At 46.7% G+C, this 15,588-nt stretch carries 13 protein-coding genes and 1 tRNA gene; 5 read left to right on the forward strand and 9 right to left on the reverse strand.

Annotated elements, in window-relative coordinates; all coding sequences use genetic code 11:
- Nucleotides 1–44 precede the first annotated feature (44 nt).
- The 7 genes from NB463_RS17440 to lptM all read right to left on the reverse strand — a co-directional run bounded on the left by NB463_RS17440 (nt 45) and on the right by lptM (nt 7,290).
- On the reverse strand, nt 45–2,531 hold the full coding sequence (locus tag NB463_RS17440) for an EAL domain-containing protein (protein WP_258432271.1): 2,487 nt from the start codon (nt 2,529–2,531) through the stop codon (nt 45–47).
- 138 nt (nt 2,532–2,669) lie between these two features.
- Nucleotides 2,670–3,386, reverse strand: coding sequence for a 5-amino-6-(5-phospho-D-ribitylamino)uracil phosphatase YigB (gene yigB / locus NB463_RS17445; RefSeq protein ID WP_258432272.1), 717 nt, complete (start codon nt 3,384–3,386; stop codon nt 2,670–2,672).
- A gap of 8 nt (nt 3,387–3,394) precedes the next feature.
- The gene (gene xerC, locus NB463_RS17450; protein WP_258432273.1) at nt 3,395–4,327 is read right to left on the reverse strand and encodes a tyrosine recombinase XerC; all 933 of its coding nucleotides are present in this window, start codon (nt 4,325–4,327) and stop codon (nt 3,395–3,397) included.
- On the reverse strand, nt 4,293–5,024 hold the full coding sequence (locus NB463_RS17455) for a DUF484 family protein (protein ID WP_006743009.1): 732 nt from the start codon (nt 5,022–5,024) through the stop codon (nt 4,293–4,295). The genes xerC and NB463_RS17455 overlap by 35 nt, the downstream gene beginning before the upstream one ends.
- Nucleotides 5,018–5,848 (reverse strand): diaminopimelate epimerase, encoded by an 831-nt coding sequence (gene dapF, locus NB463_RS17460; RefSeq protein ID WP_006743008.1) that lies wholly within the window; start codon nt 5,846–5,848, stop codon nt 5,018–5,020. The genes NB463_RS17455 and dapF overlap by 7 nt, the downstream gene beginning before the upstream one ends.
- A 10-nt stretch (nt 5,849–5,858) precedes the next feature.
- A complete protein-coding gene (gene lysA / locus NB463_RS17465) occupies nt 5,859–7,112 on the reverse strand; it encodes a diaminopimelate decarboxylase (RefSeq protein WP_006743007.1) in 1,254 nt (417 codons plus the stop codon).
- 61 nt (nt 7,113–7,173) lie between these two features.
- On the reverse strand, nt 7,174–7,290 hold the full coding sequence (gene lptM / locus NB463_RS24000) for an LPS translocon maturation chaperone LptM (protein WP_005378746.1): 117 nt from the start codon (nt 7,288–7,290) through the stop codon (nt 7,174–7,176).
- 74 nt (nt 7,291–7,364) lie between these two features.
- Between lptM and cyaY the strand changes: the two genes are divergently transcribed.
- Nucleotides 7,365–7,679 carry an iron donor protein CyaY gene (gene cyaY / locus NB463_RS17475; RefSeq protein ID WP_012841286.1) on the forward strand — a complete coding sequence of 105 codons (315 nt, stop codon included), beginning with the start codon at nt 7,365–7,367 and terminating at the stop codon, nt 7,677–7,679.
- Between the two features lie 69 nt (nt 7,680–7,748).
- On the opposite strand, the gene NB463_RS17480 is transcribed toward cyaY, so the two are convergent.
- Nucleotides 7,749–10,277, reverse strand: a complete 2,529-nt coding sequence (locus NB463_RS17480; protein WP_006743006.1) for a class I adenylate cyclase — start codon at nt 10,275–10,277, stop codon at nt 7,749–7,751.
- Between the two features lie 346 nt (nt 10,278–10,623).
- Here NB463_RS17480 and hemC point away from each other — a divergent pair, with 346 nt between their 5' ends.
- The 4 genes from hemC to NB463_RS17500 are packed head-to-tail and all read left to right on the forward strand — an operon-like array spanning nt 10,624 to nt 14,703.
- Nucleotides 10,624–11,562, forward strand: coding sequence for a hydroxymethylbilane synthase (gene hemC, locus NB463_RS17485; RefSeq protein WP_005393847.1), 939 nt, complete (start codon nt 10,624–10,626; stop codon nt 11,560–11,562).
- A 2-nt stretch (nt 11,563–11,564) separates the two neighbouring features.
- The gene (locus NB463_RS17490; protein ID WP_053807593.1) at nt 11,565–12,293 is read left to right on the forward strand and encodes a uroporphyrinogen-III synthase; all 729 of its coding nucleotides are present in this window, start codon (nt 11,565–11,567) and stop codon (nt 12,291–12,293) included.
- A 17-nt stretch (nt 12,294–12,310) separates the two neighbouring features.
- Entirely contained in the window at nt 12,311–13,522 is a 1,212-nt protein-coding gene (locus NB463_RS17495) for a uroporphyrinogen-III C-methyltransferase (protein ID WP_053807592.1), read from the forward strand.
- Entirely contained in the window at nt 13,522–14,703 is a 1,182-nt protein-coding gene (locus tag NB463_RS17500; protein ID WP_258432275.1) for a heme biosynthesis protein HemY, read from the forward strand. The genes NB463_RS17495 and NB463_RS17500 overlap by 1 nt, the downstream gene beginning before the upstream one ends.
- Before the next feature lie 732 nt (nt 14,704–15,435).
- Here NB463_RS17500 and NB463_RS17505 read toward each other — a convergent pair.
- Nucleotides 15,436–15,526, reverse strand: a tRNA-Ser gene (locus tag NB463_RS17505).
- Nucleotides 15,527–15,588: the final 62 nt, after the last annotated feature.

Genomic DNA, 15,588 nt, shown 5'->3' on the forward strand with positions numbered 1-15,588 from the left:
CAAGGCTGCGTTTTTTATTTTGAATGGTTTCACGTGAAACAGCATTAAAATAATCGGGTCGGCTCACCCAGATAATAGCCTTGCAGATAGTCGACGCCCATATCCTGCGCGATTTTGCACACCTCTCGATTGTGGACAAACTCCGCCACCGTCTCCGCGTTAAACACCTGACATAAACGCACCAACTGAGAAGCTATTTTGCGCTGCTTTAAGTCTTTATCGATATCACGGATCAAGCTGCCATCGAGCTTTATGACTTCCGGCTCCAGCTTTAGGATTTCATCAATATTGGAATAGCCTGAGCCAAAATCATCAACAATGATACGCGCTCCTAAGCTTCTGAAATGACTGCATACTTCGATCATTCGACCGTAGTCTTTGATTTGCTCAGATTCCAACACTTCCAAACCAATTCGCCTAGGGTCATTGAGCTGACAAATTTCATGCTCTAAAAGCATTAAAGTTTTATCACTAAGCAAATCTTGCGGCGATAAGTTAATAGAAAAGTCACCTTGCTTATCTCGCATGTAATATAACGTAGAATGGATCATGTGCCGACTCAATCGAGTATAAAGATGCGTATCGGAAATAATAGGCAGGAAGCGCCCTGGCGCAATTACCGTTCCATCCTCCTCCAAAATGCGAACCAAACATTCTTGGCTTGCCAATTTATGGCTATCCGCATGCACTATCGGCTGGCTATAGGTGATGATGTTCTGTTTGAGAATGGCTTTACTGACGCAACTCAACCATCCAAGTTGCTCCTTACGCACATCCTCACTGACTTCGATGTCTTTCGCATTGCAGATATGGGTATTACTGCGCACACCGGAACGCCTCGCTTCAATGCCTTTAAGCAATAGCTCATCTGCAGAAGCTGATGGAAAATCTCGACGACTCACTAAGCCACCGCACAGCGAGATAGAAAGATAATCTATTTCGCGCAGACCAATTGGCTCAAAATTAGTTTGCTCTACCGCGTCGGCAAAACGAGTAAAGTGCTGTTTGATGGTTTCGCTGCTTTGGTCAGCTTTAAATATGAACGCCCACTCACCAACCCCAATACTATAAAGCTGCAAAGCCGTTGGCATGCCAAAACGCTTTCGCAGTCGATTCGTAAAATGCATTGAGAGGTCTTTAAGTAGCTGATCCCCTACTCTATAACCGTATTTTTCATTGATATGGCTGAAGTTAAGTAGCTTTAGAGTCAGCAAGTGCTCATCCAAATCAATGCTACTCAGCCGCTCTTGCAGCGCGACTCGGTTTTGTAATCCAGTGCGACTATCTCGCCGATAGCTTTCTTGTAACTTGCGCGTTTGGCGATCGAGTTGATACCCCATATGCGCGTTCATATGGTTGAGGTCGCCAATCGCATTTCGAATCAAGCTAAACAATGGTGAAATAGAGGAGCTAACGGGCGACTTAGGCAAGTTCAATGCTTGTACTTCGTCTCCCTCTCGCATCGCTAAATACGTCAGACTGTGATGAAGAATTTCTGGCTGTCCAATACCGCCATGCAGTTCCCCCATACAATAACTACCAAACGTCGTCGCGATATCTTTGAAGGCTTGGACTTCGTCGCTGCTGTCAATAAAGTCTAACCGTGACGCGCAGTTAAAAATCATCACGACTTCAGGTTGATGCATGGCTAACTCAACCACACCATGTCGCACCTGTTCGAGCGTTAATGAGGGGTGGTTATAGCAAAATTGTACTTCGTCACCAAGACACCAAGGCCTGTCGAAACTCATACTACCATCAGCGTGCAGCTCCGTTACCGTGCAAACTTCCTTGCGCCCCAAGCTTTCTCGATATAAAGGAAAGCTGAGCAGCTGACTCAGCGTCACATCATGGCCATCCGCCAAGTAACGCTTGTATACGTCCAACGCTTTCTGTTCACCTAAGCAATACAAGCGCGTTCCTTTTGCATGGGTGACTTTATGTGGCATGCCAATCGGGTTCCATTCCGAATACGCATCCGTCCATAGCTTCAAGGTATCGCTGTGCAAAGCTACGGCGACCACGGCATTATCGTAAACTCGGTTTTGATATAGCACCCAACAGCCATCATCAATACTCTGCGCCAACCCTCCAGAGATCACGACTTCTTCACTAGCGAAGGTTTGAAACAAGGGATAGTCACGTCGTTCAATTTGCACAGCAAAGCTGAGGATCACTTGCGAATTATGCTGCAACAGAAGCGAGCGTTTGAGCTCTCCACCATCAATATCGGGGGAGTAAGAGTAGGTTTGGACGGCAGAAGTAAGCGTGGTTTGTTCGAACTCAGTCACACTGATCAGGCAGCCAGAGGTAAATATCTCCCCCTCCAGAATGACATTACGCGTACTATGCCCCACGACATGAGCATTCGGCAGCAACAATAAAACAGCGTCCGCAAGTGTGGTCGTAAAGTCGCGTGATTGAGTCGACAATATTTGCACCAAATATTGTTTACTTGAAGAGAACTGAGAAGTGACTAAAAAGTCATTTAACTGACTGACATCATGAACCAGTTTTGAAAAAGCTCGCATGCACCTACCACTGCCGTAACACTATCTTCACCACGACGTGTGGCGTTACTCTTTTTACTTAATAGTGAATAATTTACGTGGCTTTACGCTGCTTTTCTAGACACAAAATGAGATTAGAATGGATTAATGCGAAAGCAATTAAAAAAGTGTGAGTAACGGCTGCAAACTATTGATTTCAATATCAGGTAAAGTACGTGTTTTTGAATGGTTAATGATATTTTTATTCATATCATTGAACCAACAAGCCGCAAAACCAGCCGACTTGGCACCATGCACATCTGTGGTTAGGTGATCACCGACATGCAGAATATTCTCTGCTGGAATATCCAAGAACCGTTTCGCCTTAGTAAACATATCGGTGGCGGGTTTCGCTAACCCATCAGGCCCCGCTTTGAGCACACATTGAAAATACGGCGTTAAGCCAATTTTATCTAAATCGACGTTGCCGTTTGTGATCGCCACGAGCGGAACTCGCTCTCCCAATTGTGTCAAAACATCTAAGCTTGATTGGGGCACTTCAAACTGACTGCGCCAATCCAAAGCGAGCTGCACACCCTCTTCAGCTGCGGCTTGAGCTTGCGCTTCATCATAGCCAACTGAAAGAAAACCATGCTTTAGCTGTACTAAACGCCAAAGCGTCACATCGCTTCTGAGATCCGGTCTCTGCTGGAGCACATGTTTTTTTACCTGCATCCAATCAGCCTTATCCATGTGCGCCACGGCAGGATGTGTTTGCTGCAACCAAGCTAGCAACTCACGCTCCATACGGATAATCACCGGGTAATTGTCATACAGCGTGTCATCAAGATCGAAGGTCATGGCCTTAATAGGCTCGATACGGCGATAAAATTTCATACTTCGGCTCACTCCCCGTTCTTTTTACGTGCGCGTGGGTGGGCTTGGTCGTAGGCTTGCGCTAAATGTTGGAAATCCAAGTGCGTGTAGATTTGGGTCGTCGAAATGTTCTCGTGTCCTAAAAGCTCTTGCACCGCACGTAAGTTATTGCTGGATTCGAGCATATGTGTCGCAAACGAGTGACGCAATTTATGCGGACTAATATGGCTCGCCACTGACTGTTTCTGTCCCCATGCTGCCATACGTTTTTGCACGCTACGGTGCGAAATACGCGTTCCGAGTTTAGACACAAACAAGGCAGGTTCACCTGGCGCAGCAAGGTCGCCCCTGACTTTCAACCACTTGGCAACCCATTCAGTTGCCATGCCAGAGAATGGTACTTTACGTTCTTTGTCGCCTTTACCGATAACACGAAGCTCTCCACTGCGCAGTTGTACATCACGTACATCCACACTCACCAACTCAGCCAAACGCAAGCCAGCACCGTACATCAGCTCCATCATGGCGCGATCACGCACAGCCAACGGGTCGTCTTCGTTGACCTCAAGCAGTTGGCTCACTTCATCAACATCGAGGTTTTTCGGCAACGGGCGCTTTTTACGTGGCGCTGAAACCCCTTTGGCAGGGTTAGCTGACATCTCGCCACGCAGAATAAGGAAATCGAAAAAGCTACGCAGCGATGAGAGGCGCGTCGCTAAACTGCTGGCTTTCATGCCTTCCCGCATGCCCTTACCTGCTAATTGGCGCACCCAGCCTGCATCAACTTGAGACCAATCTTTAAGTCCCATTTCAGCCAAGTGCTGCGCCATGGTTTCTAGCTGCTGTTTGTAATTGCGTTGAGTATGTAGGCTGAGCCCCTTTTCGCTTCGTAAGAATTCATAGAAGCGCTCAAGAGGCTTTTGCAGACTATTTGGCAGAGGAGTGTTGGGAGTTGTCGTCATCGTAACTTTGCCATACCAATGTTTGAGCGAGATGTGCCACTACTAATGATAGGTGACGCAAAAACAAGGTATCCATATCTGGTTGAAAATGACCGCCATCCTCACTAGAGAACGCTAGCACGCCCAGTGTTTGCTGTTTCACCAGCGGCAGTACCACATAGGACCCCATTTCCGGCACATCCATATTGCCAAACAAAGCTTCACGATCCACTTTGCGAAGACGTCCTAAGTACGCGTCTTTGCCATTTAAGTGAGTGGTCGCAAAACGTTGATAACTTTCCTTACTCAATTGAATAGATGCGTCGCATTGACTAAACAATCGAACAAACGCGCGTAAGCCTAGTGCTTTAGCTTTCTCTTCAATAGAATGAATGACTTGTTTAAAGTCACCACACTTTAGAATCTGCCCCTGCAAATCCATAAATTCGTAAAAGGTGCGATCGTTGTTCGCCGCAAGCGACATCAGTGTGGTGATCTCTTCCTCTAACTCTTCAATGCGCTGACGTTGGCGATTCATTTGTATGTGCACCAAAGACACCGCACCCAAGTCTGAGTGTGGGAAAGATAGACGATCCACAAGCTCCGGACGCTGCACAAAAAAATCGGGATGATCTTTGAGGTACTCGGCCACCACTTCAGCCGTTAAGGCATCTGCTTCTACTTGAGACAAACCGTTTCCTTTTTCTTCTACTAGCAAGACAATTGACCATCAAATACATGCGTTGTAGGTCCGGTCATAAACAACGGCTTACCCGGACCTTGCCACGCAATTCGCAGTTCACCACCTGGTAGAGAAACCTTAACGTTTTCATCCAGCAGACCCTGAAGAATCCCTACCGCTACCGCCGCGCAAGCGCCGCTACCACAAGCTTGTGTTTCACCTGCGCCTCGCTCGTAAACTCGAAGACGAATATGGTCACGACTCACCACCTGCATAAAGCCAGCGTTGACGCGCTCTGGAAAACGCTCGTGCGACTCAAGCAGCGGGCCTAATGTATCGACATCAGCAGTATCCACGTCATCGACCACCGTCACCACATGCGGGTTACCCATGCTTACCGCGCCACAGAACAGCGTTTTTTCACCAGCGCGCATGATGTAGGTTTTCTCTTTTTGCTTGGCTTTAAAAGGAATTTTGTTCGGCTCAAACTCTGGAACGCCCATGTTGACCGTCACTTCTCCATCATCTTCGATGTTGAGAATCATCTTTCCTTTTTTGGTGCTTACGCTGATGCTGTATTTATTGGTCAACCCTTTCAAGCGAACAAAGCGCGCGAAGCAGCGCGCGCCATTCCCGCACTGCTCGACTTCACTACCATCGGCATTGAAAATCCGATAATGGAAATCAGTTTCAGGGTCGTAAGGGGCTTCTACCACGAGCAATTGGTCAAAACCAACGCCGGTATGACGATCCGCCAAACGGCGGATCAGGTCTTGCGAGAAAAACACGTTCTGGGTAATACAGTCGACGACCATGAAGTCGTTGCCCAAACCGTGCATTTTGGAAAAGTGGAAATGCATTTGTTGTGTGTTACTCCGGTAGAATCTGTTCCAGCTGCCACAAACTGGTCAGCTCCTCACGCTGGCGAACTAAGTGGCTTTGTTTACCATCCACCATTACTTCTGCCGCTCGGGTACGAGTATTGTAGTTCGAAGACATTACAAAACCATAGGCACCTGCTGAACGAACCGCGAGTAGATCACCTTCTTGCAAAACGAGTGCGCGATCTTTACCCAAGAAGTCGCCGGTTTCACAAATAGGGCCAACCAAATCGTAAGTCTGTGCTTCACCCGTGCGCGGCGAAACTGGCACGATATCTTGCCATGCTTGGTATAGTGCAGGACGCATCAAGTCGTTCATTGCCGCATCGATGATGGCAAAGTTCTTGTGCTCAGTATGTTTTAAAAACTCAACACGCGTTAGCAAGATACCTGCATTCGCAGCAATTGCTCGGCCCGGCTCAAAAATCAGCTCCAAGTCTTGGTGATTTTCAAGACGGCCTAGTAACGCTTTCGCGTAATCTGAAGGCTGAGGTGGTAATTCATCACGATAGACCACACCCAAACCGCCGCCGACATCAAGGTGACGAATGTTAATGCCTTGCGCTTTTAAATCATCAATCAGGGCTAATAAACGGTCTGTCGCGTCGATAAATGGGTCGATATTGGTGAGCTGAGAACCAATGTGGCAGTCGATGCCTTGCACATTCAAGTTCGGCAGGCTTTGCGCGAATTTATAAACATCTGGCGCACGATCAAATGCAATGCCGAATTTATTGTCGCGAAGACCAGTCGAAATGTAAGGGTGTGTTTTCGCGTCGACATCTGGATTGATACGCAGAGAAATTGGCGCAATCACACCAAGCTCACCCGCAACCTTATTCAAACGTTCTAGCTCGGGCTCAGATTCAACGTTGAAACATTTGATACCTAGCTCAAGAGCACGCTTCATTTCTGCAGGTGTTTTCCCAACACCCGAGAAGACGACTTTCTTCGGATCACCGCCTGCGGCAATCACACGCTCAAGTTCACCACCTGATACGATATCAAAGCCCGAACCCAAACGCGCCAGTGCGTTCAATACGCCTAGGTTTGAGTTCGCTTTCACCGCGTAGCAAACTAGATGAGGATGTTGACCCACAGCACTATCAAACGCCTTCCAGTGGCGCTCTAGCGTGGCTCGAGAATATACGTAAAGAGGAGTGCCATATTGCTCTGCAAGAGCTTGAAGTGGGACGTCTTCGGCCCAAAGCTGGCCATCATCCTGATAGTTGAAGTAATCCAAAATTCGCTTCCCTTATTTTATTCGACTGCTGAACCCTAATTTCACCCTAAGGCGCGGTTATTTATTGTGATTGCTCATTCTGTTGAGTGTCATCTGGAATGTATAGTGAGCCAGATTGGCCACATCCCGCTAACGTCGCGGCAACCATCACAAACAACACAGTAACTAATTTTTTCATTTCGCATATCGTGATTATTGAATCAATGCCCCCTATAATCGCACCACACTCAGGAAAAGCAATAGGATAGACGGATGAACGATACTGAATTTCATCAACTGGTGGATGCGCAGATGCAAATCATCGAAGAATCCATCGATGATTCAGGCGCAGACATTGATTACGAAGTCACTGGCAACGTAATGACATTGGAATTTGAAGACCGCAGCCAAATCATCATTAACCGCCAAGAGCCGATGCATGAGATCTGGCTGGCGTCCAAATCTGGTGGTTTCCACTTCAAGCTTATTGAAGATAAATGGACCTGCTCAAAAACGGGCATGGAGCTATTTGAAATGGTGAAGCAAGAGTGTGAAAAGCACGCGGGCGAAGCCATTGATTGGGCATAATGCTGGTCAATCGTCACCAAAACAAAAAGAGCACCGAAGTGCTCTTTTTGTTTATTGATACGGGTTTAATTACGCGTTTACCGCTTTAGTGGGACGATGCGGTGAGCACCCATCATTGCGATAAGGGATGATATAAGCATTGCCCTCTTCAGGATGGATAATCTGGTAGTACTGCGGCAGGTTAAAGTTGATAAATTTCGACGCAACACGACTGTCATCTTTTACGGATGTGTAAAAGCTGTTCACAGACGAAATCATCTCGTCTTTGGAGCCACTAAACTGGTGATACACTTCAACTTGGTTTGACTCATCCAACACATAAATATTGAAGCCATCCTCATTATCTTCAAAGAAGAATTGCACCAGACCTTCACTGGCAAAACCATCCACCGCTTCTGGCATTTGATACTCTTGCTCACGATCGAGCATTAATAGCGGCGAGCCTTTAAGTTTGTTAGTAGAAATGCTGCGATAGAAATCAATGGAGTTTTCTAACTTCTGCACCGACACACCACGACGTTCAAAGAACAGCCCGTAAGTTTGGTTACCAAGGCGCATCGCTTTAAAGCGGCGGCGTTTTTCTTGCTCTACTGGCTTCAAGCGTAAGTCGATACATTCCGCTAAAAGCTGGTAGACCATATTACGCATCACACCACGCATGTTCTTCGCATAACAGAACACATCCACCGATTCTGGTGGCAACGCGTCTTGGTGCATTTTGCCCAGAATGGTTTTCAGTGCGTCCAGCATCGCCGTTTCCCCTTTGAAATGCAGCGTACGCACTTCATGCCAGGAGTTACGGTAAACCAAGTCGACACTGCCGACTAAGTTTTTATGTTCCGGACCAAAACTGAAGATATCGGTATTTTTCACATCCACTTTCAGTGAACGGCCCGAAAGCTCTGACGTAGGATCATTTTCAAAGTTGATGAACATCGCTAGCTGGCTGATCTCACATGGGCTCGCTAATGCCTGCATCGTCGGACGGCGCTTACGCAGCGCAAAGGTATTTCGTAAGTCGCTCACCATTTGGTAGAACTTATCGATATCCAGTTGCGCTTCACGCACCACCGCGTGCAAACGAGTCGACTCGGTGATTAAACCATTAAAGAATGCCCAAGAGACTAACTTGCTCAAGTATTCATGATGTTCTAAGTATGGCTGCCCCAAAATGCGGTGCGCGATCAGAGGTTGTTTATAGAGATACCAACCAGACTTGTTCACACCACCATCTTTCACTTCGATGAAGCTTAAATCCGGTTCATGCAAATCAGGGGAAATCTGTGGGTTGAGTAACGTCACTTTGCCCGGCAATACTTCAAAAGCGGCGTAAAGCTTACGAGCCAAAATACTGATGTCTTGCGGGCTGATAGCGGAGGTAATGTCGTTGCGACGCGCAAATTGAATCAAATTACGGTAGCTCTGCATCAACGCATCCAGCAACGCATGATGCACCACTTTTACCTGTTCAACTTTCCAGTTGCGGCGATCATCGAGCTCAGCAACAACGCTGGCATCCCAATCCCATTTTGCAATCATGTCGCTCAGCGCTTCACGGCGCCAAGCCACTGAACCGACATCCGGTTCACGCGACAACTTTTCGTGGGTTTTGAGATAGAAGCAACGGCGCACCAAATCCAAACGAGTGTCATCTTGGATTCGCTCTAAGTAGCGGGTCACTTTTTCCAACATTAAGTAGTACGCATCCATGCCGTAAAGGTCTGGCTCATGGGCAAAGAAACGACGTTTGGTGTCGATGCTTAGCAGTTGCGTATGCGGGTATTCCCACGAATAAGCTTCAAGCAGAATGGCTTTTAATACCGATTTGTAGGGAGAATCGATACTTTTGTATAGCTGCCACAAGTTCGAGCCGAAGTACTCTTCAGCAGGAATGCGGTTCAATTTACCAAAGTCGATCCATTCACTACAGTCGATGTAACCATCACTGCACAATTGAGAAACATACTCGTCGTAACACTCTTCCATTTCTGGCGGCACTATTTGCCATAATAAACGCTGTCCAGCAATACGCACCGCGCTGCGATAGAATTCATCAAGCAAAAGTAAGTGCTGAGATGAGCCACAGTTATCACCCGTCATCTCTTCAGAATGGTTGCTTCTAAAGCGTTCTTCATCCATTAAGAAGAAGTTCGCCTCCACCCCTTGGCTTTGTGCCCAGTCGGTGATCAGCAAGCATTTATTGGTCAGCAATTCTCGCTCGTCACAATCCATATCTGGCGAAATACACACCCAAATATCTAAATCACTAGAAGTACTTTGACCAATTGATGAGGTACTGCCCATGGTGTATAAGCCCAAGATAGCCGGCTTCTCTGCCGTCTTAAGTGGCTGACCAATCGCAAGTTGAATGTCATCAATGAATTGCTGCTGAATGCTATTTAGCGCCAGCCCATGCACACCAAACGGGACATCGGCATCGTAATAGCCAGGAATCACAGGGTGGTTGTAGTTCAACAAGGCAGGAATCAAGTGGAAGACTTGCTGGCTTTGCGAATCCATAAGCGCCAGCGCGCGATCAACTCGCTGCTGATTCAAATTATCTAGTCGCTGAATGATTTTTTGGGTGTAAGCCTGCAAGGGGAATTCCTTGGTTGAACAATCACGAAAATCTGCTGACGTTTTAAACCAAAACGGCCTAAAAACGTGATCAATTTAACACTTTTATTGGTACGGGTAAAGTTTCACGCCCACGCACCACTCAGGATGCAAAACCATACTTTAGTCACAAAATTAATCGCGCGGTAGTGTCGCTCTTATTACCTATTACTAATAATAGTCCTTAGTCTAATTGAGAATCCAGTCACACTATTTTCATAACGTCATGTAATTCCATTCATAGCTCTCAGAGATAACGAACTAACAGTAAGCATTTCTTGATGAGAATGGTAGGATAAACCCAAATCCAAACAGCATTGAGAAGATCATGACACAATCCACACCTATTCGCATTGCAACTCGAAAAAGCCCTCTTGCTTTATGGCAAGCTTACTTTGTCAAAGACGCCCTTCAAGCCGCTCACCCTGGTTTGGAAGTCGAGTTAGTAACTATGGTGACCAAAGGTGACGTGATTTTGGATACACCGCTAGCAAAAGTTGGCGGCAAAGGCTTATTCGTAAAAGAGCTTGAAGTCGCAATGCTAGAAGGCCGTGCAGACCTTGCCGTTCACTCAATGAAGGACGTGCCCGTCGATTTCCCGGAAGGTCTTGGCCTCGTGACCATTTGTGAACGTGAAGACCCTCGTGATGCTTTCGTTTCCAATACCTATAGCAACATTGATGAACTCCCTCAAGGTGCAGTGGTTGGTACTTGCAGTTTGCGCCGTCAATGCCAACTGAAAGAATATCGTCCAGATATCATCATTAAAGAGCTTCGCGGTAATGTGGGCACTCGCCTTGGTAAACTAGATGCGGGTGAATACGATGCGATCATTCTTGCTGCGGCAGGCCTTAAACGATTGAAGCTTGAAGAGCGCATTCGTAGCTTTATCGAGCCAGAGCAATCATTACCTGCGGTTGGCCAAGGTGCTGTCGGTATTGAGTGCCGCCTTGACGATGAAAGGCTGCTTAAGCTACTTGAGCCACTTAACCACCAAGACACCGTAGACCGCGTTTTGTGTGAGCGCGCAATGAACCTGACGCTAGAAGGCGGCTGTCAGGTACCTATCGGCAGCTATGCCCTGCTAGATGGCGATAACATTTGGCTACGCGCATTAGTTGGCGAACCAGATGGCAGCGAAATTGTTCGTGGTGAAATCCGTGGCCATCGTAAAGACGGCGAAACGTTAGGAGTGCAGTTAGCCAATGAACTACTGGATAACGGCGCTCGTGAAATCCTAACTAAGCTGTACGCAGATCACGAATAATCATGGCAGTGTTGGTCACTCGGCCGGGAGAGCAAGGCAGCGCGCTTTGCTCTCTGCTCGAAAGGCACGGCATTTCCGCATATCACCATCCTCTGATCGACATTGTCGCCGATCTCACGGACACGCACCTCTCTAAACACCTGCATCAAGCTCAAATTGTTATCGCTGTTAGTCGACATGCCGTGCAATGTGCACAGCAAATCATAGCCAGCAACGAGACATCATGGCCGAAACAAGCCATTTACCTTGCCGTTGGTCAAAAAACAGCACACTATTTAAGCAAATGTACCCAACAGAAAGTACACTATCCCCAAGTCAGTGATAGTGAACATTTATTGCGACTGCCAGAGCTCAATAATGTGGCCCAACAACAGGTTCTTATCCTTCGTGGGAACGGTGGAAGAGAGCTGATCAAAGATGCATTGGTGAGACGTGGCGCAAAAGTTCACTATAGTGAGACTTACAAGAGAGAATTCATCCCATTCGATCCAGTAAGCTGTGTCTCACTATGGAAAACCCTACAAATTGACCAGATCATCGTCACCAGTGGTGAGCAACTGGATTATTTGTGCAGCCAATTGACGTCAGAGCAATTGACTTGGCTTAATCAACAAGAGTTGTATATCCCCAGTCAGCGTATCGCTGACATCGCACTTCAAAGGGGGTTCACTCGGGTGAGATGCACGGGAAGCGCATCCAACCAAGAATTACTGGCGGCTCTCCAGCCCTAGCTACACAGGATATAGGCATGACAAGTAAAAATAACGACCAAAAAAATAACGATAAAAACCTTTCCGAAGAAACCTCATCGGCACCGATAGCCGAAAAAAGCACATCGCAGCAGGATGCGGCCCCTAAAAAAGAACAGCCAAAAGTGGCCGAGCCCCCAAAAACAGCCGAGCCAGCCAAAGTCGAATTTGAAGAAAAACAAGGCAAGCGCGGAGTTAAACTAGGCACAGTCGCTATCATCTTATCGATTATTTTTGGCGGTGGCCTCGCATACAAGCTACATCAGCAGCAAGCCGATTACCAAGCGCAGATCGCCCAACTAAAAAGTCAGCTAGAAAGCACTCAAGCTTCCATGAAGCAAGAGCTCAGCCGGGTACAAGAAGAAACCATCGAGAAAGCAACGACCGTGACACACAAAGCGGAAGTGGTACTGGGACAGCAACAGAAGAGCATTGAAAGCTTACAGCTTGCCGTTGCCGATGTGAAAGGTCGCCGACCAAACGACTGGCTACTTGCTGAAGCCGATTACCTCGTCAAATTAGCAGGTCGTAAACTGTTCTTAGAGCATGACGTAGAAAGCGCAACTCAACTAATGGAAAGTGCTGATCAACGCATTGCCGCACTGAATGACCCTAGCCTCGTCAAACTACGTAAAGCAATGGCGAACGATATCACCAAACTTCGTACTATCCCGCTGATTGACCGTGATGGATTGGTACTACGCTTAACTGCTCTGCAACAGCAAGTAGACAAGCTACCACTCGCCAATGCACTACTCCCAGAAGCAGAAGTCGTAGAGAACACTGAAGTGTCTGAAGATATTGCAAACTGGCAAGATAACTTAATGACCTCTCTGAAGGACTTTTCAGAAAACTTCATTACGTTCCGCACGCGCGATGGTAACGTCATTCCACTGCTTTCTCCTGAGCAACACTTTTACCTAAAAGAAAACATCAAAGCCAAATTGGAGACCGCAATAAAAGCGGTGTACCAAGAGCAAGGTGAAATTTACACCACGTCTCTAAAAACGGCCGATAAATGGGCATTAGCTTTCTTCAACCAAGACGATAATTCCGTTAAAGAGTTCAACAAAACTGTTAACCAGTTAAGCCAGCAAAACATTCAAGTGGAATACCCAACGAAACTGCAAAGTCAGTCTCAACTATCAGATGTCATCCGTGAGCGCCTACGTCGCGAAGTCACAACGATGACAGGTATGGAGGATAAGTAATGTTTCGTCTTATTTTCCTATTTGTTGTACTAGGTGCAGGACTATTTGTTGGCACTCAATTTTCTGGTCAGCAAGGCTATGTTCTCATCTCCATCGCTGAGAAAACGATCGAGATGAGCGTAACGACATTGGTCGTATTCGTTATCGCAGCACTCGCAGGTCTTTTTCTACTTGAGTACCTAATTAAAAAGCTAGTTTACGCAAGTTCTACAACATGGAACTACTTCAGTGTGCGCAAAATGCGCCATTCCCGCCGATACACCAATGAAGGCATTATTAAACTCCTAGAAGGAGACTGGAAAGGTGCCGAGAAAAAAGTGACTCGTTGGGCGAATCATCACGACATGCCACTACTTTGTTACTTAGTCGCGTCTGAAGCTGCACAAGGTCAAGGTGATAAAGCAAAACGTGATCACTACCTAGAGCTAGCAAGCCAGCAAGAGAATGCTCATCTCGCAGTAGAGCTGACTCGAGCGAAACAATTTATCCGCGACAACGAGTTCGAGGCTGCTTTCGATACTTTGCAATCGTTAAAAGGTCAGTATGCGAGTAATTCGATTGTATTGAACTTGCTGAAAACAACGTACATGCAGCTAAAATTGTGGCAACCTCTTATTGACCTCTTGCCACAGTTAACCAAAGCAAAACTCATCACGGAAGAAGAACATGCAGATCTGATTCAAAAGGCGCAATGCGGCTTACTCCATGAAGTGGCACAGCAGCAAGGTAGCGAAGGGCTTATCTCTCATTGGAATGGCCTTGCACGCAAAGTAAAACAAGACACACACCTAGTAGCCTGTTTTGCTCGTGAGTTGATAGCCCGGAAAGCAGATGCTGAAGCCTTTACTGTGCTAAAAGAAGCATTGAAAAAACAATCGGCTCCTGAGCTTTATCAACTACTGCCAGATCTAAACCTGCCAGATATCCACCCTGTCGTGGTTTTCTTAGAGGGAGTAGTGAAGAAAGAGCCAGAGAACGCCGCAGCACATAGCGCGTTAGCGCACTTCTATTTCCGTCAAGAGAAGTGGCAAGAAGCCCAAGACCACTTCGAGATCGCCTTAAAGCTTCGCTCTGACGTCTCTGATTATGCATTCCTAGCAGATACACTAGAGAAGCAGAATCTAACTAAAGCCGCTCACGAAGTCTCTCGTAAAGCTCTCACGCTCGTCCAGAACGACTAAGTAGCGGTCATCTAACCAAGCCGGCAGTTTACTGTCGGCTTTTTTATTGCCTGTCATTTATCAACACTCCACAAACCTGCAATATCCACTAGAGCTAATGCCCTGCAATCGCCTGAACTTCATTAGGAGGCCCCAGCAAAGCTTCTTTAGTTCGTTCCCAGCAGCACTCCATTAAGCTCACTAAAAGCCTCTAAAAGATAGCTTACTCACTTTCTTCAAAATCTAAGCTTCTAAGAAGGAACTCTACTAACAAAATGCAGATAACTTGGAATAGAGTAGGAAGAAAAAATAGGCACATAAGCTCCGATACTCTCCATTCTCTTCAATGCAGGACTGTCCTATACAATACTTAGAACGTGTTTATTGTACCAACCAGAGCAAGATAGCGAAGAGCCACTAGGTAACACTAAGAGCGCTAACGCACGCAACATCGAGTAAAGGGTAAAGAGTAAAGGCAAGTCTCTTGTTAACAGAAACACTTTACCCTTAGAGGTAGGAATGCCAATACTCAGACTTGATGGCTCTCGTTAGAAGATAAAGTTATGAACTTCTGTCGCAGCACAACCCGTGGATAGCGAGAACGCGCTTAAAGCAAGGCTTCTCAAGTGACATAGTGCAGGGATACCTAGTCCGGGGATACGATCAGCTAAGGGATTGATTCCAGTCCCTAACGAATTTCCAAGCGTCAGAAACGAAGAAAGCCTCGCTATTTCTAGCGAGGCTTCTGAATAGTGGCGGAGAGATAGGGATTTGAACCCTAGATACGCTATTAACGTATGCCGGTTTTCAAGACCGGTGCTTTCAACCACTCAGCCATCTCTCCACAAATTGTCATCAACAGATTAGTACACTGATGATGTTGTTATTTGTCTATGCAAATAACGA

Origin of the sequence: Vibrio sp. RM-41-2B (genome assembly GCF_024744415.1) — a bacterium.
Lineage (GTDB): Bacteria > Pseudomonadota > Gammaproteobacteria > Enterobacterales > Vibrionaceae > Vibrio > Vibrio diabolicus.